The 25,652-nt window shown below is 44.7% G+C and carries 23 protein-coding genes; 6 read left to right on the forward strand and 17 right to left on the reverse strand.

The genetic code is table 11. The features are described 5' to 3' along the window. Positions 1-18: 18 nt before the first annotated feature. The 5 genes from FFM74_RS06200 to FFM74_RS06220 form a co-directional block, all read right to left on the reverse strand. Positions 19-996 carry an aldo/keto reductase gene (locus FFM74_RS06200; RefSeq protein WP_137625763.1) on the reverse strand — a complete coding sequence of 326 codons (978 nt, stop codon included), beginning with the start codon at positions 994-996 and terminating at the stop codon, positions 19-21. Between the two features lie 173 nt (positions 997-1,169). Beyond that, positions 1,170-1,826 carry a tRNA (guanosine(46)-N7)-methyltransferase TrmB gene (gene trmB / locus FFM74_RS06205; protein ID WP_137625764.1) on the reverse strand — a complete coding sequence of 219 codons (657 nt, stop codon included), beginning with the start codon at positions 1,824-1,826 and terminating at the stop codon, positions 1,170-1,172. 89 nt (positions 1,827-1,915) lie between these two features. Then, positions 1,916-2,704 (reverse strand): phosphotransferase family protein, encoded by a 789-nt coding sequence (locus FFM74_RS06210; protein WP_137625765.1) that lies wholly within the window; start codon positions 2,702-2,704, stop codon positions 1,916-1,918. 123 nt (positions 2,705-2,827) lie between these two features. After that, positions 2,828-4,033 (reverse strand): ABC transporter permease, encoded by a 1,206-nt coding sequence (locus FFM74_RS06215; protein WP_137625766.1) that lies wholly within the window; start codon positions 4,031-4,033, stop codon positions 2,828-2,830. Continuing rightward, positions 4,026-4,763 (reverse strand): ABC transporter ATP-binding protein, encoded by a 738-nt coding sequence (locus tag FFM74_RS06220; protein ID WP_137625767.1) that lies wholly within the window; start codon positions 4,761-4,763, stop codon positions 4,026-4,028. The genes FFM74_RS06215 and FFM74_RS06220 overlap by 8 nt, the downstream gene beginning before the upstream one ends. A 140-nt stretch (positions 4,764-4,903) precedes the next feature. Here FFM74_RS06220 and FFM74_RS06225 point away from each other — a divergent pair, with 140 nt between their 5' ends. The 3 genes from FFM74_RS06225 (at position 4,904) to FFM74_RS06235 (ending at position 6,839) form a co-directional block, all read left to right on the forward strand. Further along, a complete protein-coding gene (locus FFM74_RS06225) occupies positions 4,904-5,356 on the forward strand; it encodes an HIT family protein (protein WP_137625768.1) in 453 nt (150 codons plus the stop codon). A gap of 12 nt (positions 5,357-5,368) precedes the next feature. Then, positions 5,369-5,707, forward strand: coding sequence for a hypothetical protein (locus tag FFM74_RS06230; protein ID WP_137625769.1), 339 nt, complete (start codon positions 5,369-5,371; stop codon positions 5,705-5,707). 232 nt (positions 5,708-5,939) lie between these two features. Further along, positions 5,940-6,839 carry a peptidylprolyl isomerase PrsA gene (locus tag FFM74_RS06235; RefSeq protein ID WP_137625770.1) on the forward strand — a complete coding sequence of 300 codons (900 nt, stop codon included), beginning with the start codon at positions 5,940-5,942 and terminating at the stop codon, positions 6,837-6,839. 139 nt (positions 6,840-6,978) lie between these two features. Here the strand turns inward: FFM74_RS06235 and FFM74_RS06240 are convergent, their stop codons facing one another. From FFM74_RS06240 to FFM74_RS06280, 9 genes are all read right to left on the reverse strand, one after another. Then, on the reverse strand, positions 6,979-7,953 hold the full coding sequence (locus FFM74_RS06240) for a 3'-5' exoribonuclease YhaM family protein (protein ID WP_137625771.1): 975 nt from the start codon (positions 7,951-7,953) through the stop codon (positions 6,979-6,981). Positions 7,954-7,969: 16 nt separating this feature from the next. Then, a complete protein-coding gene (locus FFM74_RS06245) occupies positions 7,970-10,477 on the reverse strand; it encodes an ATP-binding protein (RefSeq protein WP_137625772.1) in 2,508 nt (835 codons plus the stop codon). Continuing rightward, positions 10,467-11,693 carry a metallophosphoesterase family protein gene (locus FFM74_RS06250; RefSeq protein ID WP_137625773.1) on the reverse strand — a complete coding sequence of 409 codons (1,227 nt, stop codon included), beginning with the start codon at positions 11,691-11,693 and terminating at the stop codon, positions 10,467-10,469. The genes FFM74_RS06245 and FFM74_RS06250 overlap by 11 nt, the downstream gene beginning before the upstream one ends. Before the next feature lie 70 nt (positions 11,694-11,763). After that, the gene (locus FFM74_RS06255; protein ID WP_137625774.1) at positions 11,764-12,108 is read right to left on the reverse strand and encodes a YlbF/YmcA family competence regulator; all 345 of its coding nucleotides are present in this window, start codon (positions 12,106-12,108) and stop codon (positions 11,764-11,766) included. A 71-nt stretch (positions 12,109-12,179) separates the two neighbouring features. Then, positions 12,180-14,315, reverse strand: coding sequence for a transglycosylase domain-containing protein (locus FFM74_RS06260; protein ID WP_137625775.1), 2,136 nt, complete (start codon positions 14,313-14,315; stop codon positions 12,180-12,182). A gap of 201 nt (positions 14,316-14,516) precedes the next feature. Then, the gene (locus FFM74_RS13840) at positions 14,517-14,639 is read right to left on the reverse strand and encodes a hypothetical protein (RefSeq protein ID WP_137607394.1); all 123 of its coding nucleotides are present in this window, start codon (positions 14,637-14,639) and stop codon (positions 14,517-14,519) included. A gap of 97 nt (positions 14,640-14,736) precedes the next feature. Then, positions 14,737-15,204, reverse strand: a complete 468-nt coding sequence (argR, locus tag FFM74_RS06270) for an arginine repressor (RefSeq protein ID WP_137625776.1) — start codon at positions 15,202-15,204, stop codon at positions 14,737-14,739. A gap of 138 nt (positions 15,205-15,342) precedes the next feature. Beyond that, complete coding sequence (locus FFM74_RS06275) at positions 15,343-16,464, reverse strand: aminotransferase (protein ID WP_137625777.1); 1,122 nt, start codon at positions 16,462-16,464, stop codon at positions 15,343-15,345. A gap of 91 nt (positions 16,465-16,555) precedes the next feature. Continuing rightward, positions 16,556-17,164: a LysE/ArgO family amino acid transporter gene (locus FFM74_RS06280; RefSeq protein WP_137625778.1), complete on the reverse strand. Its 609-nt coding sequence runs from the start codon at positions 17,162-17,164 to the stop codon at positions 16,556-16,558. Positions 17,165-17,317: 153 nt separating this feature from the next. Between FFM74_RS06280 and FFM74_RS06285 the strand changes: the two genes are divergently transcribed. The 3 genes from FFM74_RS06285 (at position 17,318) to FFM74_RS06295 (ending at position 19,683) form a co-directional block, all read left to right on the forward strand. Continuing rightward, positions 17,318-18,781 (forward strand): aminotransferase-like domain-containing protein, encoded by a 1,464-nt coding sequence (locus FFM74_RS06285; protein WP_137625779.1) that lies wholly within the window; start codon positions 17,318-17,320, stop codon positions 18,779-18,781. Between the two features lies 1 nt (position 18,782). Beyond that, entirely contained in the window at positions 18,783-19,154 is a 372-nt protein-coding gene (locus tag FFM74_RS06290; RefSeq protein ID WP_137625780.1) for a nuclear transport factor 2 family protein, read from the forward strand. Positions 19,155-19,218: 64 nt separating this feature from the next. After that, positions 19,219-19,683: a VOC family protein gene (locus FFM74_RS06295; protein ID WP_137625781.1), complete on the forward strand. Its 465-nt coding sequence runs from the start codon at positions 19,219-19,221 to the stop codon at positions 19,681-19,683. A gap of 399 nt (positions 19,684-20,082) precedes the next feature. On the opposite strand, the gene FFM74_RS06300 is transcribed toward FFM74_RS06295, so the two are convergent. The 3 genes from FFM74_RS06300 to FFM74_RS06310 all read right to left on the reverse strand — a co-directional run bounded on the left by FFM74_RS06300 (position 20,083) and on the right by FFM74_RS06310 (position 25,650). Then, positions 20,083-22,077, reverse strand: coding sequence for an ABC transporter ATP-binding protein/permease (locus FFM74_RS06300; protein WP_137625782.1), 1,995 nt, complete (start codon positions 22,075-22,077; stop codon positions 20,083-20,085). A gap of 152 nt (positions 22,078-22,229) precedes the next feature. Then, positions 22,230-23,918, reverse strand: a complete 1,689-nt coding sequence (gene argS, locus FFM74_RS06305; protein WP_137625783.1) for an arginine--tRNA ligase — start codon at positions 23,916-23,918, stop codon at positions 22,230-22,232. 895 nt (positions 23,919-24,813) lie between these two features. Further along, on the reverse strand, positions 24,814-25,650 hold the full coding sequence (locus tag FFM74_RS06310; protein WP_137625784.1) for a hypothetical protein: 837 nt from the start codon (positions 25,648-25,650) through the stop codon (positions 24,814-24,816). Positions 25,651-25,652 lie beyond the last annotated feature (2 nt).

Consider the following 25,652-nt stretch of genomic DNA (forward strand, 5'->3'; position numbering starts at 1 on the left):
AACAATTTTTTTATCCTTTTACCAAGCATAAGCTTCTGGTGCAGCACCGCCTGGGCCTGGAAAAATCTCATCCAATTTGGCAAGCGTGGCCGGTGATAATTCCAGCTCAACCGCATGGACGGCCTCGTCTAATTGTTGGACACTACTTGGCCCTACGATTGGCGCAGTAATCGCGGGATTATGCAGCACCCATGCCAAAGCCACCGTTGATGGTGATTCACCAATTGATTGACACAAGGCCTCATACGCTTCAATTTGTTGGCGTTGCGCATTCGATAGCTTGGCCGCTTTTTGTGCCCGGCGGCCCGTTTTGACTGTCAGCGCATCTTCTGCCAACAAGCCACTCGCCAACGGACTCCAGACAAGCACACCCATGTTTAAATCTCGCGCAGTTGGCAACAATTCCAACTCAGGCAACCGCTGTGTCAGATTATACAGATGTTGCTCACTGACCAAGCCTAAGAAATGCCGTTTTTCGGCTGCTGCCGCCGCGAATGCTAAATGGCGCGCACCAAAATTACTTGAACCGGCATAATAAACCTTGCCTTGCGCCATAACCGTTTCGTAGGCTTGAAAAAGTTCATCCCAATTAGCCGTATGATCAATGTGATGCATTTGATATAACTCAACGTGATCAGTTTGAAGCCGAGCAAGTGACGCATCCAAACTACGATACAATTTATACGCTGACACGCCCGCGGCATCATTAGGACCATCGACCGCGTTAGCCATTTCATTATAAAATTTAGTCGCCAAAACGACCTTTTCACGCCGCTGATTACCTTGCACAAACCAGCGACCAATAATTTCTTCGGTCAACCCATGATGACTGCCGCCGTATTGATTGGCTGTATCAAAAAAGTTGATGCCAAGTTCCAATGCACGATCCATGATCGCATCCGACGTTGCTTCATCGATTCGCGTCCCAAAATTCATTGTCCCTAAAACCAAGCGGCTCACGCGCATCCCAGTTTTGCCTAATTGTGTATATTTCATTTAATCGACCCCTTCTGACATTTGAAACTAACGTTATCACAAGTTCACTGAAAGCGCTGTCTTTCAGTTTAAAAAGCCGATTTTTACGATATTTTTAGCTTTGTTTGAGTGATTTCAAAGAAATAGACCTTTCAACGTCATCAAACTAACGTTAAAAAGCCTACTTTGGTCGCTTAGTCTTTTACTGGTGCAACTGGAAAAGTCGCAATGATCTTATAAATTGGGCCAAATTGACTAAATTTTTGTTCATATTCGGTTTCAACATTTTCTTCCGGTGTGACTACCGCATGTAAATCCAGCCAAACTTGTTCAAATTGCATACCAAAATTATTCATGCTCGTGAGTGAAAATTCAAACAGTCCCCGGTTATCGGTCTTGAATTCAATTTGACCGTTTGGCTTGACAACTTCGGCATAGCTGGCCAAGAAAGTTTTATACGTTAAGCGCCGTTTAGCGTGCCGGCTCTTAGGCCACGGGTCCGAAAAGTTTAAGTAAAGCCGATCAATTTCATTCGGTTCAAAAAAGGCAGTCACTGCCTGACCATCGGCATGCGCCAATTGTAAATTAGGCAATGGCTCATCAACTAACTTCTTTAAAATCACGGCAATCACCGAAGTTTGAATCTCAATGGCGATATAATTGATTTCTGGGTGGCGTTTAGCCATTTCAATGATGAATTGGCCCTTCCCACTCCCAACTTCAATCTGCAACGGCTGAACGGCCTTAAAACGGCTCTGCCATTTGCCACGAAAATCGGTTGGCGTCTCTGTAATCAATTCTGGATGAGCGTCAATTAATTTGGGCGCCCAAGGCTTATTTCGTACACGCATAGTTTAAATAACTCCTCTAAATTTCTTCATCTCAATAAAATAGCTGCGAATTCCGCTCGGGACTCGCAGCTACCAGTCTTAATTTCTAATTAACACAATTGATACTGAGACAATTCCTCTAAGAAAATAATCTCATGATTCATTTTATGATATTGATTGCGATAATAATTATCTTTGATATTCAATAATAAATTGATCTTCGCATACCAAATGACGCGCTTTTGCAGCGCCGCGGTCATGGTCTCACCATACTCGGTAAACCAAGCCTGCCAAGCATCCAGCGGTACATACTCACAAAGTAACATGCTAATATCAGACGCGGGGTCAGCAAAGCGCGCTGAATCCCAATCCACCAAGTAAAGCTGGCGATGGTCGGATAATAACCAATTCTTGTGATTTAAGTCACCGTGACACACACGGTAATCCGCCACTGGCAAGGTCGGTAATGACCCCTTTAAGCCTTCTAAAACATCCGCCATCAGTGGATGGTGCCGCAAGTCATCTGGTAATTCACTCAAATACTGCCGAATAAAGTCATGTGGTCGCACTACTTGACCGCCGACCTTAGTTAACATTCGATGAAGCAACTTGGAATTGTGCACACGTGCCAATAAATGCGCCACTTCAGGCAGCCGCATTTGTTGCTTCATTAAAGTTTGACCATTGAGCCATTCTTGAGCGGTTAAAGTATCGCCACTCGAGATTCGTTTTGTCCAGATTAACCGCGGGGTAATTTCTTCCATCGAAAGCGCCGCTAGAAACGGTGACGCGTTTCGTTTCAAAAACAATCGTTGTTGATTCTTTTTGCCCATGAAGGCCTTATCGGTATTGCCATAAATCGGATAGACATCCCAGCCGTCATCAAGTTCGAAATCCATCAACCCCACTCCTCTCAAAAAATAATTGTTTAACTGGCTTCACTTTAATTCACTTAACAATCACATTCTAAAGACCAAACTCGGTCACGTCAAGTCCTTTTTAAGTCTTGTGCCAACAACGTTTTATGCTAATCTCAGCTTGGCATACCAAGCAACTAAGAGATAGATTTCAATCACGTTTGCAAGCACTAAAATGCCAACTTGAACTAACGATGCGTTGCTTAGCCAAAAGGCAATTAAGAACACCACACCGGTCAAACTTAAAATGATGGTCAATAACCGTTGAAAGTTTCTAAACCGTTGTTTTAAGTCGATCGGATAAATGTGCGTAAACACAATATTATCGTATCGTTTATAAAACGGCAACAATTGGAACCCAATTAAATAGATGAAAATAACGTCTAAGGCGATTGCTAACCAACCATGGCCGATAAAATATAACAATATCGCCCCAATAATCGTTAGCCGCGTCACTAAGCCACTAAATTCGGTGCCACGAACCATGCCGCGCGCGAATAAATAATTAAATGCATGTTGTTGATCTCTCGGAACCCAGTGAAAGGCCCAGTCCAGGTAACGGCGCCGTTTAACGGTTCCTTGAACCATTGGCACATCCGTAAATAGATTGAAGAAGCGGTAAATGCCAAGCATCCGATTCGCTTCGAGCTGAATGTCATCACGCCATGCAATCACCGTTGTCGGCCAAACCCGCGCATGCCACAGCCGTTGTCCGGCCACTAATGCTAGCGCAAGCACCAACCCTAGCCATGGGGAAACCCTTAAACTCAGGGCTAAAATAAATAGCGCTCCCCCCCAGTTTCCCAGTTGTGACCAGCGTTGTTGTGAGTGAGTCAACCGATACAAACGGGTCACGTAACCGGTTAACTGGCTGTCTTTTAATGCCAGTTGTGTGAGCAACAACGCCAGTAAGCTTAACCCCGACAACCGATCAACCAACATGAGAACCGGGACAGTTAAGCCTACTAGCACGACTTGTACCGCCTGTGCTAACCACCAGCTGTAACGCCAAGCCTTCACTAAGTAGCCATGCAAATCATATTCACGTGGCAATAAGAACACCACGTCGGCCGGTTCAAGCAAAGTTGCGACTCGGCCAATACCTAAGCCGAGCCATAAAATTAGGCCGACAATCACCACAATCCAACTGTCTCGCGGTGTCACCGTCTTTAACCAACTTGAATATGCTAAACCCAAGCCACCCACGAAAAACATCAATGCGATCACAAAATGATCATTGAAAACGAGTCGCAAGTAGCGCAACATTTGGCGCAAATGCCGTGACAACCGCTTTTGATACAGTTCATTCATCGCGGGTCACTCCAGTCAAGCTAAGATAAATATCATTCAAGGACTCCCCAGCATCTGGATAGTTGGCCTTGATTTCGTCAAAGGTCCCCTGTGTCTGAATCTCACCTGAATGTAATAAGACAAACCGATCACAAAACTTTTCCGCCGTATCCAACACGTGGGTCGACATCAAAACTGACGCGCCAGCTTGTTTCACTTCACCAATCAACTGTAATAAGTCGTGAACCGCTAACGGATCAAGTCCTAAAAAGGGTTCATCAATGATATATAACTTTGCGTTAGTGATAAACGCACAGACAATCATGACTTTCTGTTTCATCCCTTTAGAAAAATTAGCTGGAAACCAGTCTAATTTATTATCTAAACGAAAAAGTGTCAATAAGTGATGTGCCCGCTCCCAAGCCTGCTTCTGATCCAAGCCATAAGCCAGCATCGTCATTTCTAAATGTTCTTTTAAAGTTAATTCTTCATATAATACCGGTGTTTCTGGAATATAGGCTAACTGTTGCTTATACGTTTGCGCATCAGTCGCCAGCGTCACGCCATTTAACGTGATGGTGCCTTTCATCGGCGTCAACAACCCAATGATATGATTAATTGTGGTTGATTTTCCGGCACCGTTCAAGCCAATCAACCCAACCAGCTCACCCGGTGCCACTTCAAAACTAATATCTTTCAAAACGGGAATTTGAGAATACCCACCAACTAAATGGCTGACCGTTAATGCCATTAATCTAACCTCTTTCTGTATGGATTAAGTGAAATCTATTATAGCATAGCCCTCTGGTGTCGTAGCTTAAATTAAAGCGCCCTCATTTTCAAATTGGTTAGTGTATAATAGAACTAAATTTTAGAAAAGAAGGTTATCCTATGGCAGCTTTTGAACCAATACTCGATGACGATTGTATTTTCTGCAAAATTATTAAGGGTGACATCCCAAGTTACACGATTTATGAAGATGATATGGTCAAAGCCTTTCTGGACATCTCACAAGGCACGCCTGGACACACGTTAGTCATCCCCAAGACTCACGTGCCAGACTTATTTGCTTATGATAGTGATCTTGCCAGCGCGGTCTTTGCACGAATTCCAAAAATCGCCCGGGCAATCAAAGCTTCTGATGACAAAATCATCGGCATGAACGTGGTCAATAATAATGGTGCGGTCGCCTATCAATCCGTTTTCCACTCCCATTTTCATTTAATTCCACGCTACAGCGACAAAGATGATTTCCGCATGATTTTTAAAGATAACACGAAGAAATATGACGAGACCGATTACACTCGGCTTCAAAATGCCATCAAGGCACAACTTAACGATTAGGAGCGTGTTCATATGGCAAAATTTTTCCGGCGTAGCATGGCTGGCCTCGGCCTAAGCTTGGCTGCGTACATGTTGATCAACCGTAAAACCCCTAAGGACGTTTACACGGACGTGAAAGATTATGTTCAAGACGTTCTGGATGCCGCCGATCATTTACAATCAGCGCGCGAGGACTTCACGGATGCCTCATCGGATTTAGGCGTTCAAATGGCTCATGCTGGTGAAGTATTGACTGATATTTCCACTGAAGTTGATAAGTTTCAGTTTAAATTAGAACCACATTTGGCCATTATGCAAAAACATGCCGATCATCTACAAAAAACCTTGGATGACCTCGCACCTAAAGACTAACGGACAATCGTTGCGCTGTGAACTGGCGCAACGATTTTTTGTTTGCTAACTTTACATTCCGCTTTCATTAACATTGACCGAGTACTATGGTAGATTTTATGAAGACCGTGTGAATTGTCTGAAAATTTTGTAAAGATTTCCATCACCCTGCAGAAGCTAACGGAGTTATGGTATAGTAGTCTGGTAAGTCTGCTAGAGCAGAACTATTTCAAGAATGGGATGTGTTATAGGAATGAAAAAATGGCTTATTGCGCTCGCCGGCGTGTTAATGGTATTCACCTTGGCTGGTTGTGGCAGCAAGACAGTTGCGTCGACTTCTGGTGGTAAGGTCACCGAAAGCGAATATTACAGTAGTATGAAAGGCACTTCATCTGGTAAGCAAGTCTTACAACAAATGATTTTAAACAAAGTGCTTGAAAAAGACTACGGTAAGAAAGTTTCAGATAAGGCAGTAACTAAGCAATACAATACTTACAAATCCCAATATGGGACTTCATTCTCAACCGTCTTATCACAAAACGGTTTGACGACCAAAACCTTTAAGGAACAAATTCGTTCAAACTTGTTATTAAAGGAAGCCGTTAAAGACAAGGCTAAGATCACCAATGCTGCTTTGAAGAAGCAATGGAAGTCTTACGAACCTAAAGTTACCGTTCAACACATCTTAGTTGCTAAGAGCGATACTGCTGATACGGTCTTAAGCGAATTGAAGAAGGATTCTAGCGAAGCCAACTTCACTAAATTAGCTAAGAAGTATTCAACTGATTCCAACACTAAGAATAGTGGCGGTAAGTTATCAGCCTTTGATAACACTAACACCAGCTACTCATCTAAGTTCTTGACCGCTGCCTTCAAGCTAAAGAATGGTGAATACACCACTTCTGCAGTTAAGACAACTGATGGTTACGAAATCATTCGCATGATCAAGAACCCTGGTAAGGGTAAGATGTCAGATCATACCGCTGACTTGAAGAAACAAATCTTAGACAATGACATGAGTGATTCAACTGTCTTGCATAACGTTGTTTCTAAAGTCTTGAAGAGTGGGAATGTTTCAATCAAGGATAAGGACTTGAAGGATATCTTATCTTCATACCTTTCAACCTCATCATCTTCATCAAGTTCTAACTAAAACCGTACGACTTAAAAAGCAACTGTCATCAATTGGCGGTTGCTTTTTTGCTTGTCAATTATAATCTATAAGGTTGCACGACAAAAAAAGTCATCAAAACCCCAAATCGGTTTTGATGACTTTTTTGTCGTGTTTATCATTAATCTTGTGGCAACTCACCCTTGGTCTCATCATGAGTTGGCCGATAAAAGTTACGGCCGTCCATTGCAAAGATGCGCTCTGTAAAGCTTCCAGGTTCCGCGTGACCAATTGACGTTTGCATCATTTGAATCGAGGCGTCCAATTCATCTAATTCGTGTAAAACTTCGGCTTCCATCACGTGTGGCCGTACTGGCGAACCATACTCCAATAAGCCGTGATGAGCTAAGATCATGTGCCGCAAAATTAAGACCGATTCGGCCTGATCGTCAATCTTTAATTGTTGACAGGCTTTGACAATCTGCTCATCAATCAAGACGATATGTCCAACCAAATTGCCGGCTAAGGTATAAGTGGTTGATACTGGTCCCGACATTTCAATCGTCTTCCCCATATCATGCAAAATCGCGCCGGCATATAAAAGCGACCGATTAATATGCGGATATTCGTTGGCCACCGACTTTGCCAACCGTAAAATTGACAAGGTGTGAAAGGCCAGCCCGCCAGCAAACGCATGATGATTTTTTTTAGCAGCCGGATAGCTGAAGAAAGCGTCATGGAACTGGGCCAATAAATGACGTACGATCCGATTCCAATTAGGCTCAGTAATCTCAAAGACATATTGATTGAGTTCCTCGGCCATCGCCGCAGTATTAAGCGGTGCATGTTCCACAAATTGTTGGACATCCTGTGGTTCACCGGGCTGCGTCAATCGCATTTGTTGTATTTTAATTTGGGGATTGCCTTGATAAATTTCACGCTTCCCCTTTAAATGAATGATTCGGCCAGCTTGAAAGTGTTCAACGTCTTGATCGTCGGCATCCCAAAACTTACCAGAAATCTCTCCGGAAGTATCTTGAAAATTAATTGCTAAAAATTTTTTGCCATTCTTAGCCACACGCACTTCAGAATCTTTTAATAAGAAGAAACCATCAACCGTTTCATCAAGTTGATAATCAAATAATTTTTTTGCCATCAGCCGTTCCTCCTGTTTAGGTCAATTGCTGCACCGCATCCGCGGGTAACTGGGTCAGTGCGGCGGTCTCATTCGTAAAATAAATCACTTGGTGGTCAGCCGCAACCGTCTTTAATAACTGCCATGCCACTTGTCGACGTTGTTCATCAAAGTTAACAAAACCGTCATCAATCATAATTGGCAACGCTGCTTGGCCCCCAAGGTGTCCAATTAAAGCCAGCCGAATCGCCAAGTAAAGCTGCTCTTTCGTCGCCGTAGATAATTCAGCAATTTCAAAAGTCACTCCGGTTGACGTGTTTAGCACCAGCTCATCCGCAACTAACTTGATTTCATTATACCGCTGTCCAGTCAGTTGCGCGAAATAGGTCGAAGCTTGACTCAAAATTGCCGGTAATTGCTGATTTGTCAGCTGACGTAAGGCCTGATCAATCCAAGTCGCCCCTAGTTGCCGCGTCAGCCATTGCCGTGCCATCACGGTGATCTCAGTTTGTTGATTCGCTTGTTCTTGACGTAAAGCCGTGTAACGGCCATCCTCGGTGAGTCGTTCTAATTGTGTCTGAGCGGTCACTAACGCAGCGGCTTGTTGTGTCAGTTGCGCCTGACTTTCAGTGAGTTGCTGCCGATTACTTGTAATGGCTTCTTGTAGCCCGGTCAAGGACGCATACTGTTGCAATGCCGTTAATTCCGCTGCACTCAATTGGGCCGCTAATTGTGGCAAACTAGCCGCATTGGCCGCAGCAACCTTTTCGGCAGCTATTGCATCTGCCAACGCCTCAGTATCTGCATAACCAGCCGTGGTCGCCAGGGTTTGCAATTGTTCAGTTAACTGGTGATTTTGCGCGGTCAACTGTTGAACTTGGCGCTGTGTGTACGCAAAATCTGCCCCTGAAAGCCGTTCCGTCTGCAGTTTTTGTCGCAATCGTTCAAAGAATTCTGTCACTCGGGTCACGCTCGCACCGAGTTGCTGTTGATCAACCGGTAACCAATCTGCCGCAAATTGATAGTCAGACAGCGCCCGCCAAACTGTCGCTGCTTGCGCGGCCAACTGTTGTTGGGCAGTCGTTAAGGTGGCTTGCGCCTGTTGTAATGCGACTAATCGCGTGAGTTGTTGTTGGGCGCCAGCACGATCTAATGACAGTGAAAACCCCGCTGCCGTCAGTTGTTCCACCCAGTCAGCGTCAACTGTCGGTGAAGCTGTGGTGCCAAGTTGTTCCCAACCAAACCATCCCAGTAAACCTAATCCGGCTAGCATTAGAACCCATCTAAAGGCACCTAATGGCAATATTACGCCAGCAACGAGTCCAAGGCCGCCAGCAATCAAACGCCAATCAACACCCCGAAGTTTCCCTTGAGTCGGTGTTTGACGTTGCGTTCGCGTACTTGATTCAGTGTGCTCAGCTGATTTAAAACGCGCTTGTAGCGCCGCCACTGCTGCCTGTTTATTGGGAGATAAACTCGCGCTTAACTCGGGATGTGCAGCTAACTGATCGTCATAGCTGGCTTGGGCCACTGCGACTTGGGCGGCTAGTGCCTGATAGCGCCCCCAATTTTGCTGAAGCTGCGGTAATTGGGTTTCTAAGTGGTCAAACTGCGCCTGATGAGCCACGTAAAACCCAATGACGCCCTTGGACGCCTCATCGACAGGTTGTTGTGTCAATTGTTGGCGCGCGCTAGTCAATGTTTGTTGTAAGGTCAATTGCTGTTGCGTTAATTCTACGAATTTTGTCCTGATTGTTACTGGAATACTTGCCTGGTTCGCCTGACTAGCTTTTAATTGCCTCAGTTGCTGATAGACAGGCCATTGATTCCGTAAGTTAGCTAGTTGTTGTTGCTGCTCCGTCAAGCGTGCCAAATTTCGCGTCAATTGACTCTTTTCAGCCGCTAGCTGTTCAATTGTTGCCTGTAACTGCTGGTATTCGGGATAATTTTGTTGCGCCGTTTGCACCTGTTGCTTGAGCGTCTGATAACGTTGCAAAGCTTGATTTAACGTTGGTTTACGTCCCCGTGGTTTATATAACTCATCCGCCGTTGACCGCAAATCCAGCGCTGTTGTGCGCCAAGCCGCGCTGCCCACCGTACCAGCTTGTTGTAATTGTAAATTTAAATCTGTCGCACTCAATGTTTTTAACGCCGTCAATTCGGCTTGATTAAACGTGAATAATTGCTTGTAACTGGTTTCATCATATGGTGCTAGCCACTTTGCTAACAAAGCTAGTGGTTGTGGCTGTTTGGTCGTCACATTAACTAATGTGGGGGCCTGATCACCTAGGCGAGTTAAGCGATAAGTTTGCCCAGCAACGATCACTTCCAGTGCCCCACCGTACTGGTCAGCTTGCTTAGGTTCGTAACGTGCGAGTGGTTGCCGGCGAGATGGAAAGCCAAATAACATGCCCAAAATAAACGCCCGCAAGGTTGACTTGCCGGATTCATTGACACCATAAATGACCTGTAATCCCGAACCGAGCTCAAAGTTTGCGTGGTGAAACTTTCCAAAACCCGCGATTTCAATTTTACTAATCTGCATTGGCTGGACCATCCTTTTGCTGCGTCAACTGATACTGATCAGTCAGCAACTTTAGTACTTGTTGCTGCCACTGGGTTGCCGTCATCTCATCCAACAACGCTCGGTTCAAAAAATCTTCATCTAGCAATCGGTCGGCCAGTGTCGCCACTTCCGCCGTGGTGACCACCGTTTGTCCGACCGCCTGCCAAGTCACACTTTCACGCCCAAAGCTCAATGGTTGTTTACTAGGTTCAGTCGCAACTTGAATCGCGACTGGCCACCAGATTTCGCCAGTGGTGGCTTGTTGTAGCTGGCGCAGTAGCGTTCCTTGAGAGAGCGCTAACTGTGCGGCCGGTGTCAGCTCGCAAGTTGCTGGTAACGTGAGCGTCACTAACTGCGTCGGCGCTGTCATGGCAACATTGAGCTGATCCGTTAATTGGGCTAGTAACGTCGCCCGTGATAAGGCACCGACCAATTTTGGCTGCCAATCTTGCCAAATAATTTCCGCTAACGGTTTAAAAACTGGTGTTAGCTTGTGATCCGCGGTACTCGTGACTAGTAAACACCCTTTTTCACCGGTCTCGTTACGTTGACGGCCTTGGGAATTACCTGGATAGGCGATTGGTGGCTGCTGATTCAATAGCTGGCGCTGGTGAATATGTCCCAGCGCCCAATAATCGTAATGTTTACTAAGCAATTCGGTGACACTAAACGGGGCATAATGATCCCCAACGACTCCCGTCTGACCATGCCACATGCCGATTTGATAATCTGCGGTCGGAGACTTGAGTGGAAATTGAGCGCTCAAATCGGTCGTGAGCCAACGCTGACTATAGCTAAATCCCGTAATCGCCACTCGCGTTTGCTGCGCGGTAGTCAACGTGACGGTTTCCACTTGAGAGCAAAACGCGTGCACATTGGCCGGAAAATGCCAGTCGGCCTCATCTGACTGAAAATCATGATTGCCAAATGACAAAATCACTGGAATTTGAGCCTCATTCAGCCGTTCTAACTGCACCATTAAGGCCGCCTGCGCCTGAACACTTTGTTGGGCTTGATCGAATAAATCTCCGACCAATAGCACAAAATCAACCTGTTCATTGAGTGCCAAATCCACTAAACGGGCTAAGCTTGCCAACGGCGCGCGTAATAACCGCTGTTGCAACTCAGCCGGCAAGCCTTGTAGCCCTTGAAACGGTGTATCTAAATGTAGATCCGCAGCATGGATAAATTTCATTTTTTTCTCCTTACGAAAAAAGAGACAATCACGAAAAGTTTCGCCATTGTCTCTCAGGACCTTCATTGAATTAGTCGCGATATAATTCTTGAACTGGTTTCGTGATGATTTGGTTTAAATCATTCATTAACTGATTCAAGTTTCGTTCCTTACCCATCAAGGCTTTAATTTCATCGACATTGCCAACTTTATCTGCTAAATCGTGGGCTTTTTGAACTTCGTCATCCGTCAGTTCTTCGCCATTCATTTGCTTTTGTGACAATTGCATTTGAATCTCTTGGAAGTCTTTAAACAAATCAAAAGCGGACTTGTTCGTCTTCATTGCGTCATAGCTTGCTTTTAATTCTTTGAATTCTTTCGTTTCACGTAATTGTTGTTCTAAAGTATTTGCAGTGTCATAAATATTTACGGCCATGGTTAAGTTCCTCCTCAAGTATGTGTCCTAATTATTTTAGCATTTTTGAAAGCCCTTGAATAGCACAAGCACTAGTTCCCAATCAATTTTTTAGCTTGTGAGAACCAATTTTTAGCAGTATCTTTAACCGCTTGTCCAACTTTATTCGCGCCATCTTCCACACCGTTCCAAACTGAAGAACCGCTGCCAGATGAACTGTTATCCGAACCTTGTTGGGCCAGCGTCGACGCATCTTGTGTATCGAAACTCGTGCCCTTAGTATTGGGCAGAATGTTACCCATTTCATGCTTGAAGAGTGCCGAGAGTTGATTTTCCGACAAACTCTTCAAGTAATGCGTGCTGTTCGTATTATCAAACCCAATCCAAGTCGTAACAACCACATCCGGCGTGTACGCAATCATCCACTGGTCTTTCGTCCCTGAACCAGTTGAATAATCCGCCTGAGTACTCCCAGTCTTCCCAGCAATCGTATAACCGTATGGCTTAGCAGCGGCCCCAGTCCCACTATTGTAAACACCCAACATCATGCTGGTCATCTCTTTAGCAACGCTCGCCGACATGATTCGCTTGGATTTCGTAGCGGTATTATCTACAATCGTCTTACCACTGGCATCCACAATTTTAGTAATAAAATGAGAGGTTGTCTTATTCCCACCATTGGCAAACGCCGTATAGGCACTCGTCATTTCTTCGGGTGATACCCCAGTCGTCAGGCCACCTAAGGCCAAGGCCAAATTGTCATCTTTTTTACCAACCGTCAGGCCAAATTTTTTAACCGACTTGTAGCCTTTGTTTACGCCAATTTTATTCAACAACCAAACGGCTGGAATATTAATACTTTGCGCCAGCGCCGTGTACATTGGCACTTCAGTTGAATAAACCGCATTGTAATTCTTCGGCGCATACTTGTTTCCGCCAAAGGTCTGTTCCTTGTTCGAGAGTTGCGAGTCATAAGTATAACCACTCTCTAACGCTGGTGTATAAACTGCTAACGGCTTAATTGTCGAACCTGGTTGGCGTGAAATTTGAGTGGCGCGGTTAATGCCACGGAAGACATGCGTCCCACGCCCCCCAACCACGGCCAAGACGCCACCAGTTGTCGGATCAACCGCAATGGAAGCCCCCTGAACCTTAGTGCCATCATCAGCATCTGCCGGGAATAAACTGCTATTCTTGAAAGAATTTTGCATTTGTGTTTGATCATCCTGATTTAAGGATGTATAAATCTTATAACCACGGTTCATAATTTCTGATTCGGTCAAGCCATATTTTTTAATTGCTTCACTAATGACCGCATCAAAGTAATAAGGATAATTATAGCCACTATCATAATGATAATTATCTGACAATGTCATGGCTTTCTTCGAGTATAAATTATACTCACTTTGACTTAACTTCTTATTATTGACCATATTATTCAGAACAATATTTCGGCGCTTGGTCGAAGCGGCTGGATGGTTAATCGGATCGTAGCCACTTGGTGAGCTCAACATCCCGGCGATCGTTGCGGCTTGATCAACGCTCAATTCAGAGGCATGCACCCCAAAATAACGTTCGGCCGCATCTTCGGCCCCCCAGACACCATGGCCGAAGTACGCATTATTCAAATACATGGCGAGGATTTGGGACTTGCTGTAAACATTTTCAACTTCAATTGATAAGAAGATTTCTCGTAACTTACGGGTGAAGGTTTGTTGTTGCGTTAAATAAGCATTCTTGACTAACTGCTGTGTCAAGGTACTCCCGCCACCACTAATATAATTGCGACGCAGCACTTTATTCATAATAAATAACAACCCAGCACGGCCGATACCTTTGACTGAAAACCCATGCTCACTATAAAAATTACGATCTTCAGTCGAAATCACCGCATTTTGTAAATTCGTCGAAATTGAACTCAGATGGACATAGGTTCCTTTTTGTGAATACAGCGAACCCGCTTTTTTATTATCTTTATCATAAATCTCAGTCGTTTTCTCTAATTCAGCCTGTAAGTTACTGACCTTCGCCGTTTTAGCCTCAAACGTCAAATAAGCACTAACCACTAAGATCAAACTCAAGACGGCGATGATTAACCATCTCGTCAGTTGTAGTCGATGCCACTGACGGCCAAAAACGGCAGAAAATCGTTGCCAGTAAGGCTTTAACCACTGACCAACGACGCCGAGGCCATCTTTGATTGTGGCCCAAAAACCATTTTTTTGCATAATCTTCCCCTTGTTCAGTAATCAGCACTAACTTCACCAGCTGGCATCGTCGTTCAGCTGTGATTGCCGCTTACCTGTCTTAATCGTTGGATTTATTGTATCATAAATCCGATTAAACCAAGTGACGGAACGAAACCTTGACCAAATCTTCAAAAATAACCGACCAGACTAAAAAAGCCCGAGACTAAATTGTCCCCAGGCTTATTTACGTCGCACACCGCGACGATTGGCATTTAATTCATTTTGCTGTTTCTTAAATTTTTCAAAAGTCGCATCGCGTTGCTTTTGATTTTTACGCTCGGCTTGTTTCTTTGTATACTTCATGAAAAAACACCTCCCACTGTGATTTATTAGATAGGTTCACTATACCGTGAACTTAGGCCGAATGCAAAAAAGACACCCGCAAAGTGTCTTTATAAGCCTATAATTCTTCGTCAGTTTGAACATGCGCCATTAACAACGTATGTAAGGACTTAGCCACTTCCACACTTGGACTCACAATGAAAATTGTATCGTGTCCAGCTAAGGTGCCACTCACTTCTGGCAAGTTTAAATCGTCAATGATTGCTGCTAACAAATTCCCGTTGCTAGGCAATGTGTGAATAATCGTCATAAATTCGACGCGATCAACGCCGGTCACAACATCATGCAGATTTTCAAATAGCCGATCTTGCTCATTTTGATTGCTAGCTTTGAATATCGTATAACGCGCATGCCCGTTGTCATCTGGCGATTTGACAATCTGCATTTCACGGATATCTCGCGAAATCGTGGCCTGCGTCGCGGCAATGCCCTCAGCCTTTAAACGCGCCATTAACTCTTCTTGTGTGGCAATCGGAACCTGGTTGATCAATTGTTCAATTGCCGCTTGCCGATCAGTCTTCTTCATTCGCGAAACCTCCCCTGATAAATTATGAGCCTATTATAGCAAATATTCACTCCGTAAACTACGATTCAACGCAAAAAAGCCGATTTAGTCCGAAGACGTTTGTATAAATCGACTGATAAATTGCATAACTATAAATTTTTAAGCATCATATTGCCGTAAAAAGGCCTTTAATTTTGTTAGGCCACGGACTAAAATTTCCGTCTGGGTGCAATACCCTAAGCGGACATGTCCAGGTAAGTCAAACCGTGAGCCCGGGACGAGTAAGACGCCCGTCTCAGCAAGCAACTGGCGACAAAAGGTTTCGTCATCTACCGGCAGATCAAGTTTCAAACAAGACACCGAAATGCCATGCGGCACAATCAGGCTTGCACGGGGTTCTTGCGTCACCCAATCAGTATAAATTTTAAGATTGCGCTTAACAATTTCACGATTGCGTTGTAGAATTTCTGCACGGTGTTGCAAAATAAGTACCGCCAGTTGATCATTGAACACACCACCACAAATCATCGTATAGTCCCGATATTTTCGAAAGCGCTCAGTCAAAGTGGCCGATTGTGTCGCCGTCCAACCAATCCGCACACCCGGTGCCGAATAGGTTTTTGATAAGCTGTTCACAGCAATCCCTTTTTCATACAGATCTGCAATTGACACAAAGGGCGTACCATCCAACGGCTCATAAACTTCATCCGCTAAGACATACGCACCGACTTCTCGCGCCAGTGCCACGACCTGTTTCAACAGTTCAGCATCCAATAAACTCCCGGTTGGATTAACGGCATTATTCAGCAAAATCATCTTAGTGTCTGGCCGCATCAATTGTCGGAGCTCCGCGATGTCTGGTTGCCACTGTTTGGATTCTTGTATATGCCAATAATCAACCGTCGCCCCAAGTGATTTAGGGATATCATACAACTGCTGATAACTAGGATACAACGCAATGACATGGTCGCCGGGATTAACCAAACTGTAGATCGCCAGATGATTGGCCCCAGTTGCCCCATTGGTTTGCAAGACATTGGCTGCCGGCACATGCTCGTACAAGCCACTGACCAAGGTTTTAAACTTTGGTGATCCTTCAATCCAGCCGTAATCTAAACGTGATTGCATTAACTGTTGATAAAATTGCTGTCCATGCTGTCCATCTAAATCGACCACTTCTTGCATTGTTAAGGCTGCAATTGAACTTTGACTGATGTCGGTGGTTGCCTTTCTTTCATTTTCATTTAACCAGGCCTCTACGCCAAAACCGGCAATTTCCATACACTAATCGTTCCCTTCTACATAATTAGCTAAAGTTTCAGCTAAAAAAATCCAATACGACTAGCATACCGATTGTGACGCACGTCTGCAACTATATTTTCGTGACAAAAGTCGCCAACAACTTTACACCATACAAAATAATGACGATACCACAAATTCGATTGACCCAGAGTAAAACTTTGGGTTGCATTAAATGCTTAAATTTACTAATCAAACCCGTTAGGCCAATAAACCAAATTATTGACGCAATAATGACCCCCAACATAAAAAAGTGAGTTAAGCCAGCGGGTAATGACACGCGAAACGCGCCTAATAAGACCGAACCATCAATCAACGCTTGCGGATTCAACCAAGCAACTGAAAACGCCGTGATGATCGTCGCTTTATACGAAAAAGCCGTGGCCATCGTGCCCATCGCGACTTCTTTTTGACGAACTAACCCCCAACCAATGTAAAACACCAGTAAGCTTCCAACTAACAATACCGCTAATTCTAGCCATGGCGTTGTTTGCAATAACTTGCCAACCCCATAAAAACACGCTAATGATAATGAGGTATCAAAAAATATCACAATCAGTGCCACTTGTAAGGCCCGTTTCAAGGGCTGTTCAATTGCCGTTGAAACAACAAATAAGTTCTGCATGCCAATCGGCGCAATGTACGCCACCCCGAATAATAATCCTTGTAAAAATACAGCCATCAATTGCCAACTCCTATCCAACCAATTAAGCGACTCACAATTTCACATCACTTATCTGGCTTTAAATCATGAGATGATTATAATAGAGGCAAGACTAATTGTCCCCAACCAATTCTAGTTTTCCATCCCAACCATTTAAAAGGAAGCGCTCATATGACTGAATTGACAATTGACTGGCAGCCCGATAAAACGGTCGCCACACCAATCTATCAACAAATTATTAATTATTTTCAGCAGGAAATCGCCAACGGTAATTGGCCAACCGGTGCAAAACTCCCGGCGCAACGCAAACTGGCGACACAATTTAGCGTCAACCGTAGCACCCTAATCACCGCGCTCGACGAATTAGTTTCCGTTGGCCTCATCACTAGCAATCAAGGCTCTGGGATGACAGTTTCTGGTAACCATTGGTCGAGCTTGCTGGCAGAGCAAGTTAACTGGTCTCAATACGTGCACGCCGGTCAATTTAAACCCAACACCCACGCCATTCAAAAAATCAATCAATTTGAAACCGACGCGGTCATTCGTTTAAGTACCGGCGAACCCGCCCCTGAACAGTTTCCGCGAGCCTTATTCCAAAAAGCATTTGCCAAACTTGGTGCCAATCTAACTAGTCTCAACTACACTGAACCGGCTGGTATCCTGGCGCTACGCGAACAAATTGCGACCCATCTTGAAAAAGTTGGCATTGAGACTCAGCCCGAAAATATTTTAATTACCTCGGGCTCGTTGCAGGCACTGCAACTCGTTTCGGTCTCACTGTTTCCCAAAAACGCGACTATTTACACCGAAGCCCCGACCTATGTGAAGTCGTTGCAAGTCTTTCAGTCAGCCAATACGCACTTGTCCGGTGTCCCAATGGATAATCAAGGACTGGCTTACTGGCAGTTAACGCCACCAGCGTCCGAATCACAGGGGATTATCTATACGATTCCAACCTTTAATAATCCGACCGGGATCGTGATGAGTACTGAACGCCGCCAACAAGTCTTAGCTTATGCACAAGCCCATCAACTGCCAATTTTGGAAGACGCTGCCTATCAAGACGTTTGGTTTGACCAACAACCACCACAGCCACTCAAAGCGTTGGACACGACCGGCAACGTGATTTATTTTGGGAGTATTTCAAAATCCTTAGCGCCTGGCTTGCGACTTGGTTGGACGGTAGCTGCTAAACCGGTCATTGACCGCTTAACTGACGTCAGAATGCAAACCGACTATGGCGCCAGTTCACTATCACAGCTCGTCCTAGCGGAAATTTTGGCGGACCCGGATTATGACAACTATCAAGCCAATTTTCGCGCGACCCTGGCTAAAAAAGCCGCTGCGGCAGAAGCCATTTTACAAAACTATTGGGGACACGGCATCGCCACTTGGCAAACGCCAACCGGTGGCTTCTACCTTTGGATTCGACTCGCTGACCGGATTAATATTCCCAAGTTATTTGACCTCGCAACCGCGCAAAACGTCCTCTTTAATCCGGGTAACATTTACGATTTCCAGCCCAATCAATATATTCGCCTGAGTTTCTCCTACGAATCTATCGAACGCTTTGAACGTGGGATCAAAATTCTAACGCAATTAATTGATCAGAATTTTCCAACAGGAGGTAAATAAAATGACAGCAAATGAAACCTTGATTCGTCAGTATTTTAACTGCTGGCTCACGCAGGACTTTCCGCCGTTGACCACCTTTTTTACCAAAGACTGCGTGTACCGCGAGTGTTACGGCGCAACTTATCGTGGGATTGCAGAGCTAAAACAATGGCTTGACCATCAACTCGCCAGCCAAACTGTCTTGACTTGGGAGATTCAACGCGTGTTACCCGTCAGTGATAATTGCGTGGTCGTCACTTGGTTTTTCAAGGCCAAAACACAGACTGTCTCGGCTTTTGATGGCGTTTCAGTCATTGATTTTGAGGGTGACAAAATTTCTCGGCTAACTGAATATGAAACTAAGCACAATACTTATCGGCCATATGCGAGCTAATTCTTGTATTCGTTTTCATTTTTCGCTACACCAGGAAAAACAATTATGCTAATCGGAGGTTATTATGAACAAAATCGTGCCGAGTTTATGGTTTGCTGACAACAATTGTGAGGCGGCCATTAATTATTACGTTGATGTCTTTCCAAATTCTGAAATTGAAAGTATTAGTCGCTACCCTGAGGCTGAATTAGATGCCCACTTTGCTGGCATGGCCGGTAAAATTCTGACAGCCGTCTTCAAACTAGATGGTCAAAAATTTACGGCACTCGATGGTGGCCCCGTATTCAGAATTAACGAAGCTGTCTCATTTACGATCGAATGTGCGGATCAGGCCGAGATTGATTACTACTGGTCCAAGCTCTCAAAAGTTTCCGAGGCCGAACAATGTGGCTGGGCTAAGGATCAATTCGGAGTTTCTTGGCAAATCGTTCCTAAAAACATGGGTGACTTAACACAAACCCCTGGCCAGATTCAAGCCATGATGGCTATGAAAAAGATTGATATTGCGACCTTAGTCGCGGCAAAATAAAAAACAGGTGAGTCACAGAATTAAACTGCGACTCACCAGTTTTTGGCCTATTTAGCTAAAGGTTGAAAGATCAAACGGCTCGTAAATACTGCCATATAGGTGACAGGAACTTCCCAATTAGTGGTGATCCCGCTCAGGCGTGCCTCCGCTAAACCTAGCCTAAAAAAACTTGAATTAGCTGAAAGTCGCCGCTGATGGCATCGGCCGTGAAGGTGGCATTGGGTCGGCATGTTTTTTGCCGGCGTTACGCCACGGACGGTCCGGAACACTTGCGATTTGTGCAAGGGTTCCGGGCGAGGGACAAGACGTTTCTCAGGCTTGATCCGGTCCCACGACCGTATGTTATCAGTGGCGACTGGAAGCGGCACCAGTTAATTAGTCTGTATCGGCTGGTTGGCCCTATTCACTTGCCAACGCCGTGATTGGGTTTAATCGAGCGGCTCGACGTGCGGGTAAAATTGCGGCTAACCAAGCAATCACGAGTGCAATGATGAAAATACTAATCACATTTGTTAGCTTGATTTGAACCAGATTGTAGCTGGCGATTCGATACAAGACATGATTTAAGCCCATCCCAATTAAATAAGCTAATCCAGTCGCCAAGGTGGCACTCAAGACACCCAACATCAAGGCCTCACTCGTAAACAGCCGGCGAATGTCCCGACGACTTTCACCAAGTGAGCGCAAAATGCCAATTTCCTTCATCCGTGCACTCACAGACATAAACATCGTCACAATAATCATCAGTGCCGAAACTACCAGTGAGATTCCGGCAATGGCTGCTAAAATCGTCGTGGCTAAATTCACATAAGTATTCACATTCGTTAAGGCTGCTGAAATACTAGTGGCTGAAAACTGCTTTTTGCCGCCGGTTTTGACATGATTAATGGCACTCACCACCGCCTCATTTTGTTGACGGCCATTAATTCTGACCGTCACAAACGTCGGCAACGTCGTGACTTTAGCCGCTGCGCGCATTGCTTGCATGGTCGCATAGTTAACCGCATTTAAGCCCTCACCAGTTGGCGAATCCGCGATACCAGCGACAGTTAGTTGCCGTTGAACCGTGACTAACTGATTTTGATTATTTAAAGTCTGATAAGCAACCGTCACCTTTTGACCAATCAGTTTTCGCCAATTTTCAGTTGACCATTTCTGGGCAATTGATCGCTTATCAATCACAATCTGATTGTCACCTGCAACATGCCCAGCCTTTAAACTGGAAGCTTGATCAGTACTCGTCCACGTCGTCAGTTGTGGTGCGGAATAACTCGTTTTACCAATCGTAATCATGGCATCACTAGCTGCAATCCCAGGTTCAACTTTGACAACATGTGCCAGCTCACGCAGGGCTGTCACTTGGCTCGTTGAAAAAGTCGGCATGTGCGTGGCAACACTGCCCGCTTCGCCAGGATCAGCTTGGGCGGCAAATTGTTCCTCTTGGGCTTTAGCACTATTCACGTAGCGCATGACGGTGATTGATTGCGGATCAACAATTGAATTAATTTGATGATTGATATAGCCTTTTAAGCCATTTCCCAAACCATTAAAAAGCATCACGGCAAATAGCCCAATCGCTGTCCCTAAGACAATTAGCGTATTCCAGCTCCAAGTATGTCGTAAATGTTTAAAGGCGGTTGACATCGAGATATGCCACGGCAAGGGCCGGGCCATCAACTTGGTTCGTTGCGTGCTGACCGGCTTTGAAACCGGTTGGATCACTTGATCATCGGTAATTTTGCCGTCGGTCAACTGGACGATGCGGGTCCCCGCGTGTGCCACAGTTTCTGAGTGCGTGACACAAATAACCAGTCGACCATTGGCAGCAATCTTTTTTAAAAGTGCTAAAACTTCAATCGTATTTTGTGCATCCAAGGCGCCGGTGGGCTCATCCGCAATAATAATTTGCGGGTCACTTGCTAACGCCCGCGCAATGGCAACTCGCTGTTTTTGGCCGCCGGAAAGTTGACTGGGATATTTCTTCAACTGATCTGATAACCCAACTTGATTTAACAACCCACGGGCGCGCTTCAACCGTGCGCCATGCGGCAACTTGGTCATATCAAGCGATAACAGCACATTATCTACAACGGTCAGATGACTAATTAAATTATAGGCTTGATAAATGTAGCCAACCGTTTCACGTCGATACTGGTCAAGTTGTCGATCATGACGATGATCCAAGGGCTGATCTTGCACACTAACCGTGCCGTCAAAGTCGCGATCCAATCCGCCAATGATATTCATTAGTGTCGATTTGCCCCCACCAGATTCACCAAGAATTGTCACAAATTCACCTAGTTCAAAATTTAGACTGATTCTTTTTAAAACTGGATAAGCCGTTTTGCCAATATAATATGATTTATGAATATCATCTAAACTTAAATAACTCATAGTATGCCCCCACTCTTGTCAGCGTCCCATAACTTATCGCCAGCTTAGCACGCGATGCTGGCAAAGTGGTTGTCAGCGTTTTAGTCTTGAAAGTTGCCAAACAAAAACGGCCAACAACTTACAGATTGTAAGTCACTAGCCGTCCTCATTAATTACATTTCGTCAGGTGCTTTAACGCCTAATAGACGCAACGCTTCTTTCAAGACAATGCTGACACTCTGAACTAACGCTAAGCGCGCGTTCAAGTCATCATCTTCAACTAAAATCTTAGTATTACCATAATATTTATTAAAGGCTTTGGCCAAATGAATGGCATATTTTGCTATGATCGACGGTTCATACGCCTCACTTGCCCGCACAATTGTCGCTGGGAATTCACTCAACAATTTCAACGTGTCCCAAGCTGCGGGATCACTTAACTGCTGATTAGCGGCTGTCAATTTAGGACTGCCGGCCTTACGCAAAATACTTTCAGCCCGCGCATGGGCATATTGGACATACGGACCCGTTTCACCTTCAAAACGAACAACTTCTTCCAAGTTGAAGTCAAAACTGTTCATCCGTTCATTCTTCAAATCATGGAAGACCACGGCGCCAATCCCAACGGCATCCGCAACTGCATCCTTGTTTGCCAAGTCTGGATTCTTTTGATCAATTTGTTGGTGTGCCAAGGTTACAGCATCATCCAAAACTTTATCCAATAAGATGACCCGACCACTTCGCGTTGACAACTTTTTCCCGTTAGACGTGATCAACCCAAATGGAATATGATGAATTTCGTCTGCCCAATCAAAGCCCATTTCAGTTAAAACGGCTTTTAATTGCTTGAAGTGATTGGTTTGTTCATTACCGACGACGTACAACGATTGCACAAAATCATAAGTCCGTTTCCGATAAACCGCGGCAGCCAAGTCACGTGTAATATACAAGGTCGCACCATCAGATTTTTTAATCAATGCCGGATTCAAATCATATTTACTTAAATCAACGACTTCGGCCCCTTGGCTTTCATGCAATAAATTCTTTGATTCCAAAATATCAACGATTTCGGCCATTTTATCATTATAAAAGGCTTCCCCATTAAATGAATCGAATTGGATATCTAAGCGTTGATAGATTTTTTGGAACGCCTTCAATGATTCTGAACGGAACCATTTCCATAAGGCCAAGGCTTCTTCATCGCCATTTTCCAACTTTTTGAACCAATCACGTGCTTCATCGTCCATTTCTGGATGATCAACATCTTCCTTATGAAAACGCACATAATATTTCAGCAAATTATTGATGGGGTCGGCCTTAACTTCGGCCTCACTTCCCCACATCTTGTAAGCCGTAATCAACTTACCAAATTGGGTGCCCCAATCACCTAAATGATTGATTTTAACTGGCTTGTAGTCAATCTTTGATAAAATATTTGCCAGCGAATTCCCGATCACTGTCGACCGCAAATGTCCCATCGAAATTGGTTTGGCAATGTTAGGAGACGACATGTCAATTGGCACTTGCCCGGCATTGCCCAATTTGGCATCACCAAAATGCGCGCCATCCATCATAATTTGAGCTAAAATATCGGCTGAAAAATCAGCTTTCTTGAAGAAAAAGTTGACGTAAGGTCCCATTGCCACAACTTTTTCAAAATTCGTTTGATCAATTTTTTCAACCACATCGCCCGCAATCATCTGGGGAGCGCGATGCATGATTTTAGCTAATGCAAACGTTGGGAAAGCTAAGTCCCCTTGTTTTGACGTTTTAGGTTGTTCGATTTTGGCTAAAATGTCGGCCATTGCCAATTCTGGCAAGGCTGGTGCTAAGACATCCGCAACTTGTTGTTTGTAATCCATATTTTCCTCCTAATTTTTCACGATGGTCATTGGACAAAAAAAGTCCCCTACATAGTCCTAAAACTTGTAAGAGACGAGAATTCCCGCGGTACCACTCTAATTGATATAATATCCACTTATTATTTATCTGGTTGTCTTCAAAAGCGCGCTTCACTCAGGTTACTGATCTGGCTCTCATCATCCCAGACTTGCTTTACAGGTTAACTGACTTACTTTTCTTTCTCATTAGACGAGTTTTAAACAAGCGTTAGTATAACAGAGTTCACCGATTTTGACTAGTCATGTCTCGCGATAGTATGTGCCAAGTTCTTCTCTGTTCTCTCTAAATTCATTACCGTTAATGCTTTCATCCAAATTCCAACTCGGCAATTGATTAACGACTAGTGCTGATTTCCGCCTACCGGGGGCTTCGTTTGGGGCTGGAACGCCATGAACCATTTTTGAGCCAAAAGGCGGTCTCAAAAGCTGGTTTTTGACTAACCGCGGATCAACCCACCGCGCTAAGTCAAATGCCACGGCTGAGCCCCAAACGAAACCCCCTCACGGCTAAAAAGGTGCATTATTTTGATTAACCAGTTCCCCCCAAAAAAACTTAACTAGATGTCCAACTGCTGAACAAATCAACATTCAAAAGTAATCGTCGCCAATAGAATAGTCAATGTTCGTCTGTCTACATGCCAGTAGTTGATACAGGCACAAAGAAACTTACAACGTCGTAATTGCCAAATTGAATAGCTAACCTTTTTCTATGAAAGATTGATTCGCGCTATTTGATGTGTATTAACATAATTAGAGAAGACTGGCGCTTCTTTATCAACCAATCTTCCTACTGAGAAAAATTTTACATTAACCTTGTGATATCTGGCATTGCATCCGCTTATGCTGATTTATCGTCTCATCGACTTGTCGTTTCAGTCATGCGGTCCAATGAGCGCCGATAAAACAACCAAGCTAGACCTTCCCAAAATTGAGCCGTTGACGCCGCCACCCGTACTGGCATCGCCAACAATTGGGCATTCGAAATAGTTTCAAGCTCAACAACGTCATGACCAGTAGTCCCAGCCCCATCTGGTTGGCAAATCACGGTTATCCACTCGGCCGAATTCGTTGGCGCATGCTGGACGACTAAATAAGCAGTTGAACCCACCTCGGCTCGTTCCGATTGCATAGCTGTGATGATCGTTTGAAGCAGCACAACACACTCATTCTCAGAATAACTGGTCTTAGCTGACAATGTCACCGCCATTTTTTGCAGAACAACCGAGTTAGCTGCAGCTACTAAAATTTCGTGCCAGTCATAAAATCGTCTGATCTTCGTGGCAATTTCAAGTTGTCCCGAAGTGACCGTCCAAAACTGAGCCACATTCTCGAAAAGGCCGGCAGACAACGGTGACCATGGTATGTCATAATCAACGGTTTGATGTTGCGTAATCACCGTTAATGTCACAATATCCGCATTCTTCTGCAGCCGGTCATTGGTCGCTGTGGAAAGCTGTTCCGTTTTGAGTATTAAATCGAAGCCGGCCAAACACGGCTTTTCCGTCGTTTGTTTTCCTTGCACAATCACCAATCGGCTGATCGCCGTTCCTGGTATCGAGACCGTCTCAACAGTTTTAAAACTAATTTTCAATTGTACAATGGGCGCTGGATTCACAGCCGTCCCCACCATTCTGAGCTGTGCCACCAAAGTCTGCATCTCGGTTGTTGTCATCACTTGGGTTCTTCTAGTCATCA

Origin of the sequence: Lactiplantibacillus pingfangensis, from assembly GCF_005404945.1 — a bacterium.
In the GTDB taxonomy this organism is placed as follows: Bacteria; Bacillota; Bacilli; order Lactobacillales; family Lactobacillaceae; genus Lactiplantibacillus; species Lactiplantibacillus pingfangensis.